This window comes from Leptospira mayottensis 200901116, assembly GCF_000306675.2.
GTDB lineage: Bacteria > Spirochaetota > Leptospiria > Leptospirales > Leptospiraceae > Leptospira > Leptospira mayottensis.
In genome coordinates, this window is the sequence record NZ_CP024871.1 from 954732 (window position 1) to 977500 (window position 22769).

The window sequence follows — 22769 nt, forward strand, 5'->3', positions numbered from 1 at the left end:
ACCTTAAAAGAAATCAGTTACAATGATTCAGTAAGTTCGTAATAAAATATAGAAGTTCCCACAAGTTACATTCCTTTGGTAATTTTACGAGCTTTCGAACATATTTTATAACTGATAACTTCCCGTCGAGGCTCCTGTATTCTGAGGTTTTTAAGACAGACTTTTAAAAATCAGTTGGAGAATCGTAAAAAATGGAACAGGCTTTTCTTATGCGATTCTAAAAAAGAAATTATGTTGAATTCAATCATCTGAAATTTTTTCAAATTGATTCCGTATTGAATGGATGAATTTTAGCGTTGGAAATAAAATTAAGTTTTTAATTTTTCGTAGTTGTCGATTTGAATAAAATGCACTTATTTACTTCGAACAAAATCATACTTTAAAAATAAGGTTGAATTTATTTACGATCAATTACGAGAAGGGTTACGTCGTCGCTGAACTTGGAATAATTGCAATATTCAATACTATCGGAGATGATTTGTGCGGATGTTTCCTGAGCGCTTTTAGAGGCGCACTTATGGATCGAAAGAGAAATGAGTTCTTCACTGTAACGTTTGGTTCTGTCGTCGGAATAATGCTCTGAAATTCCGTCTGTATAAAGCACCAACCTATCACCGGTTCTGAAATGAATGGATTTCTCCTCGAAAAAAAGATCCGGAATAACACCGATTAGTTTTCCTTTCGTTTCCAGAGAGATCATACTATCAGTCGAATTTTGTAAAAGTAAAGGGTGATTGTGTCCCGCATTGGAATAAAGAATCGTATCTTTTTCCGTGTCGATCACACAGTAGAATGCAGTTACGAAATTCCCGACCATTTTGTTATTGAGGGCGTGATTGAGTCCCGAAAAAAATTGGGATGGGCTAGAAAGAATTTCTCTATCATACGTGGAAATGATTGTGTTCATTACTGTCGCTATGACCGATGCGGAAAGACCGTGGCCGGAAACGTCCGCGACTAAAAATCCGGTTCGTTCCGGATCCAATTTGAATATACTATAAAAATCACCACCCACGTTCGAGTAAGGAATGTGTTCTGCTCCGATTTCCAGACCTTTGATATAAGGGATCGTATTCGGAATTACTTTCGACATGACTTCTCTGGCTCTTTGTAATTCCCGATCGGAATTTACGACTTTGTGAGAGAGGTCCGCATTCTTGATCGTCATCGAAAGTCGGTTTGCAATTGCCCCCAATATTTCTAGATCGTTTTTATGAAACGCAAATCCGGAATTCTTGTTATTGACGCTGATAACTCCTAAAAGTTCGTCTTTATAAACCAAGGGGGAAGAAATAAGAGAGTTTGTTTCGAACTTGTACTTCGTATTATAACGTTTGTCTTCTTCCAAGTTTTGTATGAGAAGATTTTTTCTTTCCTTAGCAACCCAGCCGGCAACGCCTTCACCGAAAGGAACTATGATCGTATGAATCGCATCTTTCGGAATTCCTTTAGCTGCGAGAATTCTCAATGTTTGGCTTGTATGGTCTGCGAGATAAATGGTTCCGGTTTTTGCTTCTAAGAATTCTAAAATCCTTTCCAGTACCCAATTGCCCAGTTCATGAATGCTTTTTTCGGAAACAATAAGTTTTTCGAATTCGTATAAGAGAGAAAGTTCCAAAATTCTTTTTTTAAGATTTTCGTGAATTTTCGCGTTTTGGATCGCGATTGCGGCCACTTCGGATAAGGACGTAAGATAGTCCAAATCGCAGGCGTCGAACGAACGGTTTTGCGTTTTATTGAGGATTTCAAGAGTTCCGATAATCTTGTTTTCGATGAACAAAGGAACACAAACCAAGGAACGGGTTCTATAACCCGTCTTTTGATCCCAGGATGGATTGAATCTAGAATCCGAATACGCGTCTTCTAAAAGGATCGGCTTTTTTTCTTTGGCCACCCAACCAGCGATCCCCTGTCCTATATCAAGGCGTCCATATTTTTGAATGATTTCACCTTTTTCACCAAGTGCTACTTCGCAGTATAAAAATTCTTCCGCTTCATCGAGAAGGAACAAGGAACTCGCCTCTGCCTCCAGAAGATCTTTGGAGTAGAGCATGATTAGGGGTAATAGCTGATAGAGATCTAAATTTGCGTTTAAAATCGTGCTTGTACTGAGAATACTTTTCAGTTTTAGAGATTCTAAAACACTTTTAGGCATAGATACTTTGTCAAAGCTAAGAGAAACCGAAGGTTCGTCAAGGGTTTGGGGAAATATTCGAGAAACTGAAAATACCGAAGAAAAACTTATACAGATCAAAAATTTAATACGAAAAGGAACTTTGGGGATTTTCATCGGTCTTATATAGGCCATGGAAAATCAAATTTCTCGTTTTCTCGTATTTCTTTCCGTGTTTACCCTCATTATCGGATCGGGTTACGTGTATACTGGTTTTCGTTTAATCCCAAGTTTAAGCACGCAAAATTGGATTTCTTGGTTTGCATGGACGTTAATTTTTTTATGTACTTTAAGTATTCCGGTCAGCTATTACATCAGTTTGACTTCCAAACGCGAGGGGATTCAAACCGCGTTTTCCTATCTTGCGTTCACGGGGTTAGGATTTTTTACAATCTTATTCAGTCTTGTTTTGTTGAAGGACATCACCGCGGTCTCCTTGTATGGGCTTACAAAATTCTTTCCAGATTCCGATTCAAACGATAGCGGTGCGGGAGAACTCGTACAAAGAAAGGAATTTTTAAACCAACTTCTGAGCTTCTCCGTACTTGGACTTGCGGGAGGACTTACAGGAATTGGATTCTATCAGGCACATAAAAAGCTAAAAGTGATTTCGGTGGATGTCTTTGAGAAAAACTTACATTCTTCTTTGGACGGGTTCAGGATTGTTCAAATTTCGGACGTTCATATCGGACCTACAATCAAAAAGCGTTTTTTAGAATCTGTCGTAAAAGCCGTGAACGAACTTAAGCCCGATTTGATTGCGATTACGGGAGATCTGGTCGATGGTCCGGTAAGTAAACTCGCTCATCATATCACTCCTCTTGCCGATCTCAAATCCAAACATGGAACTTTTTTCGTGACCGGAAATCATGAGTATTATTCAGGGGCTCTTTCTTGGATTCGTGAATTGAAAAAACATAACATTCAGGTTTTATTAAACGAAAATCAAATTCTGAAACATGGAAAAGCGAATCTAACTCTCGCCGGTGTCACCGATCTCAAAGCGGGATCTATCCTTGTGGAGCATAAAACAGATCCATACCAGGCGATGAAGGGCGGAGAAAAAACGGATTACAAAATTCTACTCGCACATCAACCGAACAGCGTCTTTGAAGGGGCCGATGCGGGATTCAATCTTCAGTTGTCGGGACATACACATGGAGGACAGTATTTTCCGGGGAATCTACTTATCTATCTCGCGCAGAAGTTTGTTGCGGGACTCCATAAACATAAGGACACTTGGATCTATGTGAGCCGAGGAACGGGGTATTGGGGGCCTCCAATTCGACTTGGGGCGCCTTCTGAAATCAGTTTGATTCGATTGAAGAAAAATTCTTAAGAACTAAATCTTTTGAAACCGGAGTCAATTTCCGATATTTAAAGAAGGGACTTTAAATGGAGGAAGGCTTCGAATCCAATCGGAAGATAATTTTCACGTTAGGAGTCATTCTGCTTTTATGCTTTGTCTTAGCGGATTGTGGTAAGAAAAACAAAGTAACTTCTAAAAAGGAAAATGCCAAAACATCGAGCTCTCAAAAGAAGAGTGATCTTGATTTGGAGCCTGAACTGAAAGAAAGGAGATTCTTTCAAGAAGACGCGTTCGGCCAACCTAAAAAGTACGTGGAGCCGGAAAAATCGTATAAGGAATCCTATCAATCTCCCAAGAAAGAAACCAAATCGATTTCGTCTTATCTCGGATCCACTCCCGGATGTAAGAACGGGAATTGTAAAAACGGACTAGGTATTTACGTATATGATACCGGAGAGGTATATTCCGGAAGTTTCAAAAATGATAAGCGACATGGATACGGAGACATACTCTACCAAGACGGAGACAGATATTCTGGATACTTTCAAAACGATAAGAAGGTGGGGACGGGGACGTATTGGTTTGCAAACGGTTCCGTGTTCAGCGGAAGATTCTACGACGATGGAGAAAGTGCGGAAGGTTACTTAACTATCGGTAAGAAAAGGAAGGAATGTTCCATTATCCGAAACAAACTAAACTGTCACGGGTAAACTTTTGGCGAACCTAACCGAGCGATTTATAAAAGCGAGGTTTTTGAGTTTGCTCTCACCTCCGGTCGATTGATCCGGCTTGATCTCTACCGCAGTTTTTGAAATGGATTGTCAGATAAATTGAAAAACAAAGTATTCTAATCGATTGTTTTGTACTTTGGCATCATATATGCAACTTTTTTACTTTAGAGCTTGTTCTAAGACCTTAGAATGTAAGAACTCTTAAGAAAGTTTAACAACAATCAAATCCGTTAGAAAGTCCATCAATTTCCAAAGGAACGTAATTTGTGGGAAGTTTTATTGCGAAATTTATCGAATGATTGTAGCTGATTTTTCTTAAAGTGTTGAATAGCTCTTTTGTATGGAACTTATAGCCTGTCTCAAAACCTCAGAATATAGGAACCTCGACGAAAACTTAACAGTTATAAAATATACTCGAAAGCTCGTAAATTACCAAAGGAGCATAAATTGGTGGCAACTTCTATATTTTATTACGAACTTACTGAATCATTGTCACTAAGGTTTTTAAGACAGGCTCTTAATTCGAAGAATTGAACTTTGATTTTAAGTAGTAGGTAGAAAATTTTTGAGACCCGGGTTCTATTTTTGTTCTAAAGCAGCGGTATTCAGGTCTGTTTGTTTTGTGTCCGTCATCTTCATCAATCGATCGATGATATCATTAACGTTCACGCCAAATTTCTCGAAGATATGGTTTTTTGCGAGTTCGTAACGAAGAATATCTATGTTCAGTTGAATTTTAGCCTGAGTTACTTGTAATTCGGATTGGATAACGTTATCCAACGCGGTTTTTACTGCGACTGCAGTAAATCTTCCCTGACGAAAACGTTCTGAAAGACCTCTATAGAATTTATTGGCTTCTTCCTTTCTTTTTTTAGTACCTTCGAGAATATCTTTTCCTGCTAAGATCGCCGCATAACGATTTTCTAATTCTTCTTTGATGGAAAGTTTCAATTCCGCTTCTTTTTTTTCTAAATTTTCCACATCCAACTTCGCATTTCGAATATCTGCTTTGATGCCTTTATCCCAAAGCGGATAAGAAAACTGAAAAGCCGCATATGCTTCCGGATATTTAAAGGAAGCAATTCCTCGATTTGTATCCGTGACATTTTGCTGGGGAGAAACGATGTTTTGCCCTCTAGTGGAATAGGCGCCTGAAAGTTTCAAAGAAGGCATGTCTTCGGCTTCTTTGATTTTCAAATTGAGTTCCGCAATTTCCCTTTGTTTCTTAAGGTTTTTTAGATCGGTTCTGTGTTCTAAAGCGTAGATATAATCTTTTTCCACGTTAAAATCCGTTGGAACATTCTCTTGAAGGTCGGTAACACCTTCGATTTTAGAGGAGGGATCGGCGTTTAAAATTCGAATCAAATTTCTTTCCGCTTCTTTACGGGAAACCTTCGCCTTTTCTAAATTTCCGGCAGTTTGAGAAAGAATGGAGTTCCAAAGGTTGACTTCAAAACCTTCGGAAAGACCTAAATTTCGTTTTCTTGTGGTTAAATCGCGTATGTTTCTCGTGTTGGATTCTAGATCTTGTAAAGTTTTTACGTTCGAATCGTAGATGTTTAAACTCCAGTATTGAATTAAGGTTTGAACTACGAGTTGGGAAAGAATATAAATCAGCTCTTCTCTTTTGATCACCGTGTTTTGTCTTAAAATGGCCTCTCTTTCCTTCTGAGTTTTTCCGAAGCTGTACTTTAAAATTTCCTGACTAAGAGTGATCGTCAAAGCGCTCGTATATTGTGGGGGAATAGCGAGTATAGCTAAGCTTGAAGGAGTTGTACGAGGATCTTCGAAGGCGCTTGAATCGAAACGAGTGGTGCTCGCTTCCAATTTCACATAAGTTCCTGTTTTAAAATTTTTTTCGATACCTACGCTGAGCTTATCTTGGCTCTGTTTAGTTCCTAAAAAGATGTTGTTTCTATTGTTGGGAAGAGTTGTTTTAAAGATAGTGATTCCACCGATCAGATTCCAAGTAAATTGGGATTCGTTTTTGAGCTCTCCTCCGTCCGCTTTTACGTACTCCATCTTTGCGTTTTGAATCGTAATGTTCTTTTCGAGCACATGATTGACTGCGTCTTTCAGAGTCAGACGAAGTACATTTTTGAAGTCTCCGGGATTCCCTTTTTCTTCTACAATGACTTCCTTAGGTAGGATATCTTCTCCAGATGTAGGCTGAATTATTGTAAAAAAAATGATTCCTAGAATAAGAAAAGTTCCAAATTTTCCATAAGTACCTTCTTTTTTGTGCTCCATGTAAGCGCCCACTTAATGGACATGGTTGGAATTAGGAAGATTTTTAGAAATCGAAAAATAGATTTTATGAGTCTAAAAGAGAGTAATTCAATGCAATTCAGCACCCGTAGTCCGAATCGACTTTCAAAAGAAAAAAGTCCTTATCTCCAACAACATGCGTATAATCCGGTGGATTGGTTTCCATGGGGTGAGGAAGCCTTAACCAAAGCAAAGGAACAGGACAAACTCATTTTTTTATCCATAGGCTATGCGACCTGCCACTGGTGTCATGTTATGGAAAAAGAATCCTTTGAGAACCAAATGGTCGCGGATTATCTCAATTCTCATTTTGTATCAATCAAAGTGGATCGTGAAGAACGACCCGATATCGACCGGATTTATATGGATGCGTTACACGCTATGGACCAACAAGGTGGTTGGCCTCTTAATATTTTTTTGACTCCGGATGGAAAGCCGATTACTGGAGGAACCTATTTTCCTCCCGAACCCATGTATGGAAGAAAAAGTTTTTTAGAAGTTTTGAATATTCTTAGAAAGGTTTGGAATGAGAAACGACAGGAATTGATCGCAGCGTCTTCCGAACTATCTCAATATTTGAAAGATTCCGGAGAAAGACGGACCATAGAAAAGCAAGAAGGAAGTCTACCCTCGGAGAATTGTTTTGATTCTGGATTTTCTCTTTACGAAAGTTATTATGACGCCGAGTTCGGAGGATTTAAAACCAATCATGTCAATAAGTTTCCTCCAAGCATGGGACTTTCGTTTTTGCTTCGATATCATCGTTCTTCCGGAAATCCAAGGGCTTTGGAGATGGTGGAGAATACGCTCCTTGCAATGAAACAAGGAGGAATCTACGATCAGGTGGGAGGTGGACTTTGTCGTTATTCTACGGATTTTTATTGGATGGTTCCGCATTTTGAAAAGATGCTCTATGATAATTCTCTCTTTTTGGAAACTCTAGTGGAATGTTCTCAGGTTTCTAAAAAAATTTCTGCCAAATCCTTTGCACTTGATGTAATTTCCTATCTGCATCGGGATATGAGAATTGTCGACGGGGGAATCTGTAGTGCGGAGGATGCAGATTCCGAAGGCAAAGAAGGGCTTTTTTATATCTGGGGTCTTGAAGAATTCCGGGAAGTTTGCGGAGAGGATTCTCGAATTTTGGAGAAATTTTGGAATGTAACGGAAAAGGGAAACTTCGAAGGAAAAAATATTCTGTATGAAAGTTATCGTAGCGAAGCTACAAAACTTTCCGAAGAAGAATGGAAACAGATCGATTCTGTTTTGGAAAGAGGTAGAGCCAAACTTCTGGAAAGAAGAAACAAAAGAGTTCGTCCTCTGCGAGACGATAAAATTCTTACTTCTTGGAACGGACTTTATATCAAAGCTCTTACAAAGGCAGGTGTTGCGTTTCAGAGGGAAGACTTTTTGAGACTCGCGGAAGAGACGTATTCTTTTATCGAAAGAAATCTGATCGATCCGAGCGGAAGAATGTTACGTCGATTTAGGGACGGAGAATCGGGTATATTAGGATATAGTAATGATTACGCGGAGATGATCACTTCTTCGATCGCTTTGTTTGAAGCGGGGCGTGGAATTCGTTATTTGAAAAACGCGGTTCTTTGGATGGAAGAGGCGATTCGTTTGTTCCGTTCCCCGGCGGGTGTGTTCTTCGATGCAGGAAGCGACGGCGAAGTTCTTTTGCGGAGGAGTGTGGACGGTTACGATGGTGTAGAACCTTCCGCGAACAGTTCTCTTGCTTATTCTTTGGTGAAACTGTCCTTGTTCGGAATCGATTCGGTTCGTTATCGTAAATTCGCCGAATCAATCTTTTTGTATTTTACGAAAGAATTATCCACTAATTCTCTCAGTTATCCACATTTGCTTTCGGCTTACTGGACTTACAGACATCATTCCAAAGAAATCGTTTTGATTCGTAAGGATTCGGATTCCGGAAAGGATCTTTTAGCTGAGATTCAAACCAAATTTTTACCCGATTCGGTTTTTGCTGTTATAAACGAGGACGAGTTGGAAGAGGCGAGAAAACTTTCAACTTTGTTCGACTCAAGAGACAGCGGAGGAAACGCACTCGTTTATATTTGTGAGAATTTTTCCTGTAAACTCCCGGTGAGTCATCTTGCGGATCTGAAAAAGTGGATCGAATGATTGGATATTTAGGATCGTCTCAAAAATTTGGAAAGAAATCATCGAATTGCGGGCAATGTACGGCAACAACTCTCGGGCATTTTGACAAACGTTCAAAGTATCGGAATAACCTAAGCGACTCGTTTTGAAAAAGCTTTCCGACGAAACCGCTTGACTCCAAAGAAGATTCACGAACATTGGAAGGACCACGCGCGAGTATGGTGAAATTGGTAGACACGCCAGATTTAGGTTCTGGTGCAGAAATGTGTGGGGGTTCGAGTCCCTCTACTCGCAATTTTATTTTTTCAATTGTTTCGTTTTGTAAGAATACGCTTCAACCTTGTCGAAACTTTACAAACTCTCCGATTTAAAAAGGATTCATTGTTTGGCGAGAATTTTCACGGTTCTTTCCAAATCATCTCGATGTTGTTTGAGATCTTTTTTAAGAAGAGCGGGAATCTCTTTTTGTTCTTTGAGAAAACGATTCGTTTTGTCCACGAGGGTCTGATTCGGTTCCAAACTTGGAAATAAGAGATTTCCAAATGCGGAAGAAAAATGGGAATCGCGGTCTTTATAAATTCTGATCACGGATTCAAAGTATAAATTCTCGTAATCTTTTAGGATGTCTTCCTGATGATCCCAATAAAAACCCCTCATTCCATAGCGGAGCATATCCGTGGAATGTTTTGTATTAGGATCGGTAAATTCTTTCCAAGCGGCAGATTTCGATTTTGGATCGGGATACGCGACTCTAGCCCCGTATGCTTTTTTCGCCCCAAGATCGGATGTGTCTGCTTTTTCCTCTTTTGCAATGAGGTCTAACGCGTTCTTATCTCCAAATGCGGAAAGCCTCGTTAAAATACTCCATCTTCTTTCTTGGTCGATTTTAATCCCGGAGATTATGATCTTTCCGTCTAAAAGGTCCTTTAAGTAAGAAAGTTGATTTGGAGTTCTGGATGTACTTTCAAGTATTCTATACCAGACGATTTTTTCCTCTTCCGTGATGGAAGGATTTTCAAGTCCGTTCTTAGCTAGTTCGTTTAGCTTTGCGGACCATTCTTCCTTGTATTCCTTCTTCAGGTAATTCGAGGTGATGGAGGAGGCCTTGGTCAAGATATGACTGCTTCGAACGGAAAGATCTTTTTCGTGAATTCCCTGTTGAAACACAAGTTCCAAAAAATCCTTGGGAGAAATTTCCGCGTCGCGCGTCATCTGCCACAGAGAGCCCCAGAGAATTCTTCTCGCAAAACGGTCCTTCAGTTTATTCAAAGAAGTTTTTAAGAGAAGAATTTCGTCTTTCGAAAGATAGGTCTTTGCATATGCGTAGTCGTTTGTATTTAACACTACGATCTCGGAAGATCCAGATATATGTTTGTCGGGGTTTGTCGTTTTTACGACGGATTTTTGCATCTTTGGGTTTTTGCTTATATGAAAATCCGCATTTTGAAACAAGCTATAAGGGAGAATAGTTTCTTGTCCTTTGACATCGATCCTACTTTTCCAGGCAGCTTCGAAAAATTCTCCTTTGAGGGTAAAGATTGTTACTTCCAAAGCGTGTGTTCTGTAAAGACCGTTTTTTTCTGAGGGTAATTGTCGGATCAACAAATGTTCCTGTCTCCATTCTGGAAGAAGCGTGTTCACTCCGGTCGTATCGAGCCATTCCTTGCTCCAATCACGGATATCGATTCCGGAAATTTCGGACATCGTATCTAAAAAGTCTGTTTGAACTGTGTTCGAATTCGCGAATTTTCGAAAGTATTTTCGCATCGCGTTCCGAAACGTGTCTTCCCCGATATAATACATCAGCTGACGAAGTACAGAAGCCCCTTTGGAATAGGAGATTCCGTCAAAGTTGCTTATTGCGTCTAACGTGTTTTCTGCGTTTCCCGCTATGGGATGGGTCGTGGAGAGTTGGTCTTCTCTGTAAGCCCATTCTTCTCGAACATAAAAGTGTTCGAGAGCGTCCGGAAATAATTTTCCGTGAGACATTGCGTAATAGGAAAGATAATCGGCAAAACTTTCGTTTAACCAAAGGTCGTTCCACCATTTCATCGTAACCAAATTGCCAAACCACATATGAACCATCTCGTGATAGATTGTATTGGCTCTTCCGAGATATTCGGAATAAATACGGGGACTTCTAAAAATGTAATGTTCCGAAAAGGTAACGGCTCCCACGTTTTCCATAGCGCCCATGTTAAACTCCGGAACAAAAATCTGATCGTATTTTCCGTACGGATACGGAAGATCGAAGTAAGATTCTAAAAATCCAAAGGATTCTTTTGTGATCGCAAAAAGGTTCTTCGCATCTAGATACTTGGCGAGGGATTTTCTGCACAGAATTCTTAATGGGACGTTTTTATAATGGTCTTCCCAGACCTCGTAAGGACCGGCGATTAAAGCGAACAAATACGTGGAAAACAGAGCGGTTTTCTGAAAACGAATTTCGATTTTTTCTTTTTCGATTTGTTCTTTAGAAGGAAGAGTGTTGTGAACGTATTTCCATTCTTTCGGTCCGACGAGGGAAAGCTCATACGTCGCTTTCAAGTCGGGCTGATCGAAACACGGAAACATTCGGTGTGCTTCGAAAGGTTCGAAATCCGTGTGGAGATATTCGGAGCCGTCGGAAGGATCTTGGAATTGATGAAATCCTGAACCGCTGTGGTTGTAGTCGTTTGTATAACGAATCCTAATTTCATTCTTTCCGGGTTTTAAGGATTCTTGCGGAAGATCCAGGAAAGAATCGGTTTTCGAGTAATTGAAGAACTCCTTCAATTCTTTTCCGTTTAACAAAAATACTTCGATCTTCTTCGAGACAAAGTCTATTTTGAGTTTTCCTTTCCCCTTTCCGGTATAAAAAAATGAAATTTTAGTTTCTCCCTGATATGTGGAAGAACCTGCTTCGAGGTCTAAATGAATTTCGTAACTGACCTGGTCGATCAGCTCTGCCCTCTTGACGGCTTCTGCTTGGGTAAGTAAATTGGGAGCATCCATCGGTTCCTTCTTTAATATTCAAAAATAGGAATATTCTAAAATATAATTAGTTTCTGGGTCTCGTTCTGTAACAGCTGCAACGCGGTCCGCAGAAAATGTTGCGCTTGAATTCGGAGAATGAAATAACCATAGTCGATGGGACGACTCTTTGTAAAGCAAAGAAACTCTAAGTGTGGACTCGGGCGAACTTCTTTAAACTCGATGAAACACTTTTTGTTGAACGTTTTTTTATTTTTACTTTCAAAAGAGTGGGACCATGACGATCCTCTTAAGGGTTTTTCTCCGAAAACTGTGGGCATCTCCCTGTAAATTTTATTACGGAATGAAATCTCCGGACAAATTCTCCTGTCACAAGAACCATGGGTCTACAAATGAAAAGCCACTTATAAAAATTTTTACAAAACTTTCATCTAACCGTTGTTTGTGTTTGTTGGGTTGTCCGATTTTAATATTAGGTCTTTAAAGAATATCCTTCAACTGCATTTTTCGAAGCCGGGGAGCGATTGTTCCTACAAATCCCACGGTTAAGAGAGTCAGAATTCCACCTACGACGATTGATCTTCGGATTCCGAGCCATTCCGCGGTAACACCTGATTCGAATTCTCCGATTTCGTTCGAAGAACCGATAAAGATATAATTTACTGCGGAAACTCTCCCTCTCATATGATCCGGAGTGTGCATCTGAACAATTGTGTGACGAATCACTACGCTGACCATGTCGAACGCACCTGCGGCTGCAAGACAGAAAAACGAAATTCTATAATCGTTGGAAAGCCCGAAAAAAATGATACAAATCCCGAAGCCAAACACACAAGACAGAAGGATCCAACCGGAATGTTTTTTAGGCGGCCTCGCGGCGATAAAAAAGGCACATAAAACAGCTCCGACTCCTTGGGCCGAACGAAGAATTCCGAAAATCTCGGGGCTTTGTCCCAGAATTTTTTCCGTAAAAGAAGGGAGAAGCGCAACCGCTCCTCCGAAAAGGACCGCAAACAAATCCAAAGAGATTGCACCGAGGATGATCTGGTGTGTGGAAACGAATTTCCAACCGGAACTTAAACTTTCCCAGATGTTTTCGCTTGATTCCGGTTTTTCAGGAACGGGTTTTCCTTTTACAAGTAACATCAAAATCAAACCGAAACTCATCAAAATAAGGTCTACCGAATATGCAAAGTAAAGACCAAGGACGATCAACATTCCTCCCATAAGGGGGCCGAGGACCAAGGAGGTCTGCCAGGCGATTCCACTCCAGGTCGCGGCGTTTGGAAATGTTTCCTTATCCACGAGCTGGGTTTGGAATGCGGCGGTCGCCGGATTTAAAAAACCTCTCGCGATTCCGGAAAGAAAGATCACGCCGTAAATCGGATATACGCCGGATTCTCGAAGAATCCAAGACATATTAGGGAATACTAATGCTAGTAGAAGTAGCGAACAGATTGATAAAAGACCCAGAGCGGACGTGACGATTCTTTTTCTCGGAAAGGAATCGATCACAAGACCGGAAAACAAGGCCATCGTGATGGAAGGAATCGCCTCCGCGAGACCGATAAAACCGACGTGCAAATTGCTTCCGGTGAGATGATACATTTGCCAACCAACGACGGTGGTTTGGATGCTGATGGAAAGAGTCACCATAAACTTACCGAAAAGGAAGAAACGGTAATCGGAAATTTTCAAGGCTTGAAAAGGATCGTGTTTTGTTTTGGCTTGAGTCATTCTAGTTCTGGATTGGGTTTTTGATAAAATACATTCCGAGAGCGGCGACCATCATTCCGTGATGTAGAATGTTATCGGCGATCAATCGGGGAACGTTCCGGATGGGGGTTTCAAAAATTTCAATTTGTTCGCTGTCGTCCAGATCCTGGTCGTAAAGCTTACGAACGTTTCTGGCAATGAAAGTATGACACCAGTTGTTTAGGATCGCAGGGTTTCCCGTGACCTTACCTAGATATTCCCAGTCTTGTGACACGTAACCTGTTTCTTCCACGAGTTCGGCTTGTGCGGATTCGAGAAGAGTTTTTTTCTCTGCGATTCCTCCGGGAATCTCCAGGCTGAAACGGTGAATTCCATGTCTGTATTGATCGATAAGAAGAATCTTGTTTTCCGGAGTGGTTGCGATTACGTTCACCCAATCCAAGGATTCCAGATGAAAAAAGTCTTTGGAAATTTTTTTGTCGGGAGAGGTGGTATGCCAGGAGACAAGGTTGAAAATTGGTGTGGCGATTAGATCTCTTCGATCCCTTTTGGACCAAAGATTCGAATGAGGATCGTATTCTTCCGGATAAAAAGATTTCATTGGATCTCCTTTTTTAAAAGGATAGGTTGATGATTGTCCGGTCGTAGCACTCGAACGGGATTGCATGATTCGGTTTTTTCAGTAGAGAAAGTTTTGTCGAGAGTGATTTTTAGAGGGTGGGGCATTGGGTTATTTCAGAAATTCCGATACCGGTGAGACTAATTTCTATCACGCAAGACGTCGAAATTTCGGTTATTCTTTAAGTCATCGTGGAAAGATTCCATTCTTTCAAAGTAGTTTTTTTCTCCAAGAGAGAATTCCAGCAAACTGAAAACCTCATTGCAAGCTAAAAGATCGGTCGTTCGGGGCTTAGAAAAAGCGTTTCTAAATCTTCAAGAATGAGTTCCCAATTCTTGAATTTGAAGAATCTTTTCTAAAAATCAGGTTCTCACATTTTCGGGAACTAAAAAAAAGCGAGAGCAGTGCTCAAAAGCAAAATACAGAGCGATACGGGAGCATCCAAGGAACACGGATTGTATTTTGTGTTGCGGTTTGAGAGGATTTCCGGACGTACAAGATTGACAGAATCTTTCCTACCCTAATTATGTCACATGTCTCATGAAACTAAGCCCTGAACAGGAAAAAGCAGTTTGTCACGTAAACGGACCGATCCTCATTTTTGCTGGCGCTGGTTCCGGGAAAACTCGAGTCATCTCGAATCGGATTGCGCATTTAATCGAAAACGTAGGGGTTTCCGCAGGTAAAATTGTAGCCCTTTCTTTTACGAATAAGAGTGCCAGGGAAATGGAAGAACGGGTTCGAAAGATGATTCCGAAACAAAAGCTCAAGGGGATTGTTTTATCTACGTTTCATTCTCTGGGCTTGAATATGCTCAAGAAACATATCGGATTATTGGGATACAAACAACCTTTTCTATTGATGAATCAGAACGATCAGGAAGGGTTTTTAACTACATTATTGATTTCTAATAAAGTCGAACTAAAAAAAGCGAAAGTTTCCGAAATTCTCGGTAAGATATCTCGAATCAAAAACTCGGGTCCTACGTATAGAGAATATCTGGATTCTTCGCTTTTGGAATCCGATCAGATCGCTAACCTGATTTACGACAGTTATCAGGTTACGCTCAAGGAGCAGAACTCGCTCGATTTCGACGACCTTATCCTTTTGCCGGGAATATTGCTTAAGGATTTTGCGGAAGTCCGTGAAGAATACCATAAGAAGTTTCAATACTTCATGGTGGATGAGTTTCAAGACACGAACCAAACACAATATGTGTTCTTAAGAGCTCTCATGGGAGATAATCGGAATCTTTGCGTGGTCGGAGACGACGATCAATCCATCTACGCATTTCGGGGATCGGATCTCAGCCTTATCTTGAATTTTGAGAAAGATTTTCCCGAAGCTAACGTTGTGCGTCTATTGGAAAATTATAGATCGACTTCAGTGATCATTCAGGGAGCCAATTCGCTTATCAAAAAGAATCTTTCCCGAAGGTCGAAAGAATTGTTTTCTTCCATTCCCGGAGGAAAAAAGATCCGTTACTTGGAAAGAATGGACGAAAAGGACGAGGCAGCTTACGTTGTGGATTGTATTCGGGAGGAAGTCATCAAGGATGCGAGAGTTGGAAGTCAGATTGCAATTTTATTCAGGACCAATTTTCAAACGCGACCTTTTGAGGAAGAATTAAGAAGTAGATCCATTCCTTATAAACTTGTGGGAGGATATAACTTTTTCGATCGAAAGGAAGTTCGGGATATGATCTCTTATATCCGGCTGATTGCGAATACGAGGGACAACGCTTCTTTACTCCGAATTTTGAATTATCCGAAACGAGGAATCGGACCGGGAAGTGTTTCTTTGATCCACGAGAAGGCTTCCCAAATGGGGGAATCCTTATATGAGATTTTATTCCGAATTTGTGAGTCTCCCGATTTTATTCCGAGTCTGCAAAAAAAGATTCAGTCCGAAATTTACAATTTTGTAAACCTCATTGAAAGGACAAAAAAGAAATTTTCCACGGCGCCTAAGATGTATTTCGCATTCCGGGAGTTCATTCAGGAAGTAGGGATTGAAAAAGAAATTCTACTCGAAGAAAAGGACGAGAAGGTCGCCAAGGCTCGGTCTTTCAATCTTTCTGAACTCGTAAATATGATGTCTTATTTCGAAGAGAATCACGATTCTTCCGAAAAGCCGACGCTGTTCGATTTTATTAACCGACTGAATTTACTCATGGAAGATGAGAGTCCTTCCGATGAGGATAAGAAGGACAATCGGATACAACTTCTCACGATCCATCAATCGAAAGGTCTGGAATTCGAATCGGTTTATGTCCCAGGTATGGAAGAGGGAATTCTTCCTAACTCCAGAGTATTGACGGAGGAATCTTCGGTGGATGAGGAAAGGCGTCTACTCTACGTGGCTATGACTCGCGCAAGGAAGCATTTATGCTTGACAGGGGCCGCAAATCGACGCAAATTTGGGGAGCAAACGACTACCCAGGCTTCTCGATTCCTCGCGGAAATTGATCCGGAGACTATGGATTGGGTTTCTAACGACGAGGTTCGACAGCAAGAGACTGAAGATTTCTTCGCCGAGCTTGAGAAATTGAAAACTGGATCTTAGACATGACGTTTAATATAAAAATAATTACTTTAGCAATAAATTTCCTTCTTTTATCTGCCTGCATAAGCGGTCAGAAATCCGTGGATTCCGATCCTTCTCAGGAATCCGCGATCCGTTCTAAAATTCAAGGAATCGATTTTCAACTTTCCTCTTCTCCTTTGGATGAGAAAAAACGTTCTTCCTTACTCATGGAAAAAGCGAAATTACTGCTTCAAATTGAAGCTTATAAGGAAGCGACCATCGTTTTAAAGGAAATCCAAAATTCTAAAGAAGGAAAAGACGTAGAGCACTTGGATCACTACTTAGGGACTGCATATCTGGGGATCAACGATACCGAAAATGCAATCGTTCATTTTAGAAAGTCTGAGTCCGTCGATAAAAATTACGAATCCACAATTCGCAAGAAGATGTACGCAAAAGCTCTTTATCAAGAGGAGAAATATGGTCTCGCACTTGGTATTTTAGGACGTGCTTCTAGAGAGAAAGACTTTGAAAAGGATATTCTATTTTATGAAACTGTTGCCAACAGTTTTATGCGAATTAAGGAATTCAAAAGATGTCAGATGGTTCTGGAAGAGGGACTTCAGAAATTTCCGGAAAGCCCGATTTTGAAAGAAATCCAAGACCAACTCTCTCAGGTTCTTCCAAGATAACTTCTCACAATCGAACATTCGATCAATTGCGCCGAGTCCGACAAAAGCTCGGCGTTTTTACTTCCGGCGATCTTGGTCGTTTTTTCGGATCCTTTTTCCTTTTTTTAAAAAGAAATCGAAAAACAAAAATCGCATTGATCTTGCTTCTTTTGGCGATTTTGATCCATGCAATCGTGGTGGAATCCGTCGGTTATTACGTGCGGAATTATCTTTTGGATCTTCGAGGTTTAAAGGAACTTTCCAGAAATTTTATCAATAAAGAACTCGGACGTGCGGTGACTCTCGGAGTTGTAGAATATGATTTTCCGAACGCGGTTGTATTCGAGGATTTTCGGATTTCTTCCGATGAGGACTTTGCACTCAATCATATTCTCTTTCGAACAAATAAAATCCGATTCCAGCTCGGCGGGCTCTGGAAGGGACATCCTTTTGTTCGTGGAATTATCGTAAAAGATTCTTCGATCAATATCGATCTAGAGGATCAGATTTCTGGCGAGCTTATTTCTTACATTCAGAAGATCAATATTCCCGAAATCCGTTTGATGAACACTACGGTTACTGTTTTTCGGGGTGGAGAAGAGGTTCTCAATGCCCTTAAGGGAGTCGACATTATCATCACCAAACGACCCGAAGGTGTAATTGTTGCGGTCGGAGATTCCTTATTTCCTTTTCCGTATTCCAGGTTCATTCAAGGAACTTTCGAAACCAAATTTAATTCGGAGGAATCCATAAGTATATTCCGTTTTCAGAATGTTAGAGCGGAGAAAGTGCGGGGAATCTATTCCTTATTCGGAAAAATCGCTCCCGGTTCTGGTAAAATTTCAGGGGAATACGAAATCCTTTTGAACGGAAAAAAAGTTTCCGTAAAAGGAAAAAACCGTTTTACGAACGTATCCGGAAAAATTCTTCAAGATCTACCTTTGGGTTTGAAAATTCCGGATCTTAAAGACGCAGATCTCGTTCATGAAATGGATTTAACATTAGACGAAACCGGTGAGAAACAGATTCATACCTTCTCAAAAGAGGAAAATCTATTTCGTTTAACATACAATGTGAATTCCAAGAAACTTGCGACTTGGGAGATTTTTGCGGATTGGAAAAACATTCGAGAATTAAAGTCCATCTTTCAGTTTCCCGGCGATCTGGAAATTCTGGAAGGGCAATTGAGTCTGAAGGGAAAATGGGAGGAATCCGGTAATTACGGAGATTGGATCAAGAGCAACGTATTTCTAAATGTTCTTGGTTTTCATTGGAAGGATCCTTTCTTCGACTTTCATTTGGATCAGGCTAATCTTGATATCACACCCGGAAATTTTTTGAATTTTAATGCGAAAGGTTCTCTTTTTCAAGAATCGATTGTAACTCGGATTACCGGCAAGACCGGTTGGAAGAAATCTCCAAGAGCCAACGGAGCGTTTTTTTATCCTTTGTACAACGATTGGAAATGGGATCTAGAATTGGATCGGGTTTCAGTAAGGGATTTTCTACCGGTTTATCATTCTTGGAGGAATTGGATCCGAACCGATATCAAAACCCGGCAGGAAAAATTGATTCCTGAAATCCGTTGGACGAGAACTCCATTTTACAAGTATTTAATGGAATATTTGACGTTTACTCTACATTGGAAATTAAAATCGTTTCGGTTTAAAGAAAAAAATCTCGGAAGAGTGACTTTAGATGGAAGAGTGGTTCCATTCTTTTCCAAATTGGATATGAAAGGTTTTCGAGATGAGAGTCAATTCGTGGAAGCGTTTGCAAACTTCACTTTCGGGCAAGACAATCCGTATATGGATCTAAAAGTGAAAGTTACTGAAATGCCTTGGGAAGAACCTATAAATGGTTTCTGCGGATCTTGGATTGTTCCCGAAACGATTACTTCGGATACCACGATTCGTCTTTTTGGAGACGATTTTTTAGCGCTCCATAATTCTTTAAATGTTCAGCACAACGTGCGTTTTAATCGTTCCCGTTTTCAAGATAAAAGATCTCTTCCTTTAAATCTTAGAGAACCTTTTGATTTCGGATACGAACACAATCTTTTACCGACATTGTCTTATTATAGAAATGTCTTTTGGAAAAATGAGACCGTAGATCTTACCGGTTACGGAGCCGTAGAAAACAATCGGATTCGAATCAGTGCGAACGGGAAGTTGAACGATACCTTTATCAGTAGAAGGTTTAAGGAGGAGTCCGGCGAATGCAAACTGGAATCGATCGGAGACAGATAATTCTGATTACGGCCGGAGTTCTTTTAACGGTTTTAATCGTTTGGTGTGTTTATCTTTTTATTTTCGGTGATTCCCAAGTTCCAGTCGGTACAGGTTCGAAAACAAAAATCGATCTTATTGGAACCTGGAGAATTTCACCGGTTGTTCCGACGATTCATATCCGGTTTATCAGTGAAAGAGAGGCGATTCTTTTGGAAGAAAGCTCCGAAACGAAATTATACATTTCAGAAGATGCGGAAGGTCTTCAGCTTAGAAAAAAAGGCGAAGAAACTCCCAGCGGTTATTTTTTGTTTCGCGAATTGAAAGCAGGCGCTTGGCAGGGTCTTTGGGGGGATGACCTTGTCGTCTTAAAGAGGGTTTCGGATGGAAACTGACTTACGTTAGTTGATATCTAAAGAAGCTCTTATAAAATTAAAAATCAGAATTGATTAAGATACCGTCCAAAAAATTTGAAATGTCGGAACTCGTACGATTTTTAATATGTTCAAACACCTATAAATTATCCAAGAGATTTAATGTGCGGGAGGGGGACTACTGCGTTGTATTATCAATGTGTCGAATAATCAAAACCAATTTTCTTCAGGTTTTGAAACAATCTCTAAGACAAAATGGCGCCCCTTCTGGGCTTGAAAACCGTGGGTTAGATGCAAGCATATACCACAAAACAAGAAAACCAACAGAAGGAACGTAATGAAAAGAAAAATATATGTAGGAATGGATGTCCACAAAGAAACGATTAGAATTGCGTGTTTAACGAACAATACAAAGGAAATAGTAAAAGAACAGCAGATAAAACATAATGAGGTTCAGATCAAAAAGTTCGTCAATAAACTAAAATCAGAATGGAACGAGATACATAGTTGTTACGAGGCGGGAGTAACCGGTTATCCACTTTACAGATATCTAAAGTCTTTGGGAGTGAATTGTATCCTTGTAGCACCCGGAAAGATACCAAGACAAAGTTCGGATAAGATCAAAACCGATAAAAGAGATGCGATCAAATTAGCAAAATTATTACGAAGTGGAGAATTAGAATCGATTCATGTACCGAGTGAAGAGGACGAAGCGGTAAGGGATTATTTGAGATCCCGTGACAGCCTTCGTTTGGATTTAGGAAGGAATCGTCAGAGGTTGATGAAATTCTTATTAAGAAAGGGTATAACTTACTCAGCAACAAAGTATTGGACAGTCAGTCATAACAAATGGTTGAACAATCTACAGTTTAACAATGAGATCCTTCAAGAGACATTTAACGACTATTATAGTCGGGTAAGAGTTCAAGAAGAGAATTTAAAAGCGATGGATAAGAGAATACAAGAGATAGCGGAAAGTGAACCGTATCGAGAGAAAGTGGGAATATTAAGATGTTTCCGAGGAGTGGATTATCTAACCGCAATGTTTTTACTTTGTGAGGTTTGTGACTTCAAACGATTCAAAACAGCCGGTTCGTTCATGAGTTTTTTAGGACTTGTTCCGGGAGAATATTCCAGCGGTTCCAAAAGAAAACAAACAGGGATAACAAAAACTGGAAGTCCCAGACTTCGAAGGATTTTGACAGAAGCAGCTTGGCAACATCGTTTCCCTGGAACGGGAAGTAAGATTGTAACCGCACGTAGATCGGGACAACCTGCGTTAGTTGTTGCTTTGGCGGAAAAAGCATCTCTCAGATTACACAAGAAGTTTCGTAATCTACAGCAAAGAGGAAAAACTCCTCAGGTAATGATAACGGCAGTTTCAAGAGAGTTATCCGGATTTCTTTGGGCGGCGATGAATCTGGTTGCATAGAGTTAGAGTAATGTTTCATCCAATAATTGAATTCGTTAGAGAAGATGTACGATAAAGGAGGAATACTTGTTGGCTCAGTGTTGAAGCAAATTTGAATTTCAAATTTGACCTTCGTTTTAAGACTAAGAACAGCTCCCGATGTATAGATTATCCTGCGGTATCCAACCCGCGAATATCAGTCTGATCAATCGTCGCGAATGCTTTTCTCTAACGAGTTAAATTATTGGGTGATTAAAAAAAAATGCGAAAAAATATTTACGGCTCCGGATGGGGGCGCCATATCAGAGCCTGTCTTAAAAACCTTAGTTACAATAATTCAGTGAGTTCGTAATAAAATATAGAAGTTCCCACAAGTTATGCTTCTTTGGTAGTTTACGAGCGTTCAAGCATATTTTATAACTGTTAAGTTCTTGTCGAGGCTCTATATCCGAGATTTTTAAGATAGGCTTTTAAAAATCGTAAAACGGTTGATATACCGCAGATAAAAAGGAAAAACCAATATCGACCGGTTTCTTTTGCAATATCGATTTGGTTGTAGAAGTTTAACGGATGAATTTGAGTATATAAAAAAATACGAACGTATAGTAGGGATGGCCAAACAACTGCCTTAGTTTTTGTTACTGAATCGAATACTCTCTTAGACAAAAATTTCCGGAAGGGTGTTTGTATTCTTTTTTGAAAGTTGTATTTTTCCCAACCGCCGCGGAACGAATTGCAAACTTGTTCATTATTTCTTTTTGACCGCAGATAGGAGAGATAATAAGAGCGGATGAAAATTCGTCCCAAGATTTCCATTTGTGTCTGGAGTCGTTTCGATATTTTCCTTTTATGAAAGTTTTCATTCTCATGAGAAGGTCGATTTCGGAAGCGATCAGTCTTCCTTTTTTATCGAAATTGAAATCTTCATGAAATCCGTTAAACACGATGTATTTTCCCTCTGGAGAAATCTTAGCCGCTAAATCCCTTGCAGGTTGAAATAGGTCGGTTTGAAAACCCTTCAAGCAGAAGTATTGAACCTTTTCAAAGCTATCTCTTAAAAGTCCTCCTTCCCTTACATAAAGACTTCCGCTCCATATAAAGACGAAAAGTCCAAATCCTATCGCGGTGTATCTAACGTATTTGAGTGAGTCTTCGATAAAACGGAAGATCCAAAGGGAAAAAATCATAAACAGAACGGGCAAAGGAGGAAACACATGTCGTAACTGTTTGTTGCCCGTGGTCAGGTCGATGATAATGTACTGCAAAAATAGAATGCTTGTCACTGCAACTAACGGATCTTTGAGAGTTTGTGCGATCGAGGAAACAGGGGCCGCCTTGATTCTTTTTCTGAAGAATGAGAAAATTAGAACGATGACCCCGACAAAAAAGAACCGAAAGATCCAAGGTTCTTGAAACACGTGGCTGACTGGGCTCGTAGTCGTCGGGGATGAGAATAAAGCGAAGGTAAAACTTTTCACGTATTCGTTTACGATCATCTGTGCGTTGATAAGACTCATCACTCTATCCGGGTTGGCGAAAATCCAAACCAAGGATGGAGCGATTGCATACAGATAAACTACCCGAATCGAAGAGGGGGTAATCCGTTTCCATTCCTCCTTTTTTTTGTAGAGAAAAAGATTGAA

At 40.2% G+C, this 22769-nt stretch carries 14 protein-coding genes, 1 tRNA gene and 1 pseudogene (1 of these 16 only partly in view); 10 read left to right on the forward strand and 6 right to left on the reverse strand.

Annotated elements, in window-relative coordinates; genetic code table 11:
- Positions 1 to 397: 397 nt before the first annotated feature.
- A complete protein-coding gene (locus LEP1GSC190_RS04340; RefSeq protein WP_002745592.1) occupies positions 398 to 2155 on the reverse strand; it encodes a GAF domain-containing SpoIIE family protein phosphatase in 1758 nt (585 codons plus the stop codon).
- Positions 2156 to 2306: 151 nt separating this feature from the next.
- On the opposite strand from LEP1GSC190_RS04340, the gene LEP1GSC190_RS04345 reads away from it, so the two are divergent.
- Entirely contained in the window at positions 2307 to 3512 is a 1206-nt protein-coding gene (locus LEP1GSC190_RS04345; protein WP_002745566.1) for a metallophosphoesterase, read from the forward strand.
- A gap of 56 nt (positions 3513 to 3568) precedes the next feature.
- A complete protein-coding gene (locus LEP1GSC190_RS04350; protein ID WP_002745454.1) occupies positions 3569 to 4192 on the forward strand; it encodes an MORN repeat-containing protein in 624 nt (207 codons plus the stop codon).
- 600 nt (positions 4193 to 4792) lie between these two features.
- Here the strand turns inward: LEP1GSC190_RS04350 and LEP1GSC190_RS04360 are convergent.
- A complete protein-coding gene (locus LEP1GSC190_RS04360; RefSeq protein ID WP_002745621.1) occupies positions 4793 to 6463 on the reverse strand; it encodes a TolC family protein in 1671 nt (556 codons plus the stop codon).
- Between the two features lie 90 nt (positions 6464 to 6553).
- Between LEP1GSC190_RS04360 and LEP1GSC190_RS04365 the strand changes: the two genes are divergently transcribed.
- Positions 6554 to 8629: a thioredoxin domain-containing protein gene (locus LEP1GSC190_RS04365; RefSeq protein ID WP_002745539.1), complete on the forward strand. Its 2076-nt coding sequence runs from the start codon at positions 6554 to 6556 to the stop codon at positions 8627 to 8629.
- Positions 8630 to 8820: 191 nt separating this feature from the next.
- Positions 8821 to 8902, forward strand: a tRNA-Leu gene (locus LEP1GSC190_RS04370).
- An 84-nt stretch (positions 8903 to 8986) separates the two neighbouring features.
- Here LEP1GSC190_RS04370 and LEP1GSC190_RS04375 read toward each other — a convergent pair.
- From LEP1GSC190_RS04375 to LEP1GSC190_RS04390, 3 genes are all read right to left on the reverse strand, one after another.
- Entirely contained in the window at positions 8987 to 11602 is a 2616-nt protein-coding gene (locus LEP1GSC190_RS04375) for a M1 family aminopeptidase (RefSeq protein ID WP_002745555.1), read from the reverse strand.
- A gap of 459 nt (positions 11603 to 12061) precedes the next feature.
- On the reverse strand, positions 12062 to 13318 hold the full coding sequence (locus LEP1GSC190_RS04385) for an MFS transporter (RefSeq protein WP_002745549.1): 1257 nt from the start codon (positions 13316 to 13318) through the stop codon (positions 12062 to 12064).
- Position 13319: 1 nt separating this feature from the next.
- Positions 13320 to 13898 (reverse strand): NUDIX hydrolase, encoded by a 579-nt coding sequence (locus LEP1GSC190_RS04390; protein ID WP_002745479.1) that lies wholly within the window; start codon positions 13896 to 13898, stop codon positions 13320 to 13322.
- A gap of 558 nt (positions 13899 to 14456) precedes the next feature.
- Here LEP1GSC190_RS04390 and LEP1GSC190_RS04395 point away from each other — a divergent pair.
- From LEP1GSC190_RS04395 to LEP1GSC190_RS20700, 6 genes and pseudogenes are all read left to right on the forward strand, one after another.
- Complete coding sequence (locus LEP1GSC190_RS04395; protein ID WP_002745641.1) at positions 14457 to 16481, forward strand: ATP-dependent helicase; 2025 nt, start codon at positions 14457 to 14459, stop codon at positions 16479 to 16481.
- A 2-nt stretch (positions 16482 to 16483) separates the two neighbouring features.
- Positions 16484 to 17134 (forward strand): tetratricopeptide repeat protein, encoded by a 651-nt coding sequence (locus LEP1GSC190_RS04400; protein ID WP_036035792.1) that lies wholly within the window; start codon positions 16484 to 16486, stop codon positions 17132 to 17134.
- A gap of 26 nt (positions 17135 to 17160) precedes the next feature.
- Complete coding sequence (locus LEP1GSC190_RS04405) at positions 17161 to 19362, forward strand: LIC_12586 family protein (protein WP_002745399.1); 2202 nt, start codon at positions 17161 to 17163, stop codon at positions 19360 to 19362.
- On the forward strand, positions 19332 to 19736 hold the full coding sequence (locus LEP1GSC190_RS04410) for a hypothetical protein (protein WP_002745562.1): 405 nt from the start codon (positions 19332 to 19334) through the stop codon (positions 19734 to 19736). The genes LEP1GSC190_RS04405 and LEP1GSC190_RS04410 overlap by 31 nt, the downstream gene beginning before the upstream one ends.
- Before the next feature lie 316 nt (positions 19737 to 20052).
- Positions 20053 to 21147: an IS110 family RNA-guided transposase gene (locus tag LEP1GSC190_RS04415; protein WP_002744987.1), complete on the forward strand. Its 1095-nt coding sequence runs from the start codon at positions 20053 to 20055 to the stop codon at positions 21145 to 21147.
- Between the two features lie 197 nt (positions 21148 to 21344).
- Positions 21345 to 21441 (forward strand): annotated as a pseudogene (locus tag LEP1GSC190_RS20700) (histidine kinase); the annotation flags it as partial.
- Positions 21442 to 21764: 323 nt separating this feature from the next.
- On the opposite strand, the gene LEP1GSC190_RS04420 reads toward LEP1GSC190_RS20700, so the two are convergent.
- Positions 21765 to 22769, reverse strand: the 3' portion of a protein-coding gene (locus tag LEP1GSC190_RS04420) for a hypothetical protein (RefSeq protein ID WP_002745534.1). 963 nt of this gene lie beyond the right edge of the window; only the last 1005 of its 1968 coding nucleotides appear in the window; its start codon lies off the right edge, out of view; the stop codon is at positions 21765 to 21767.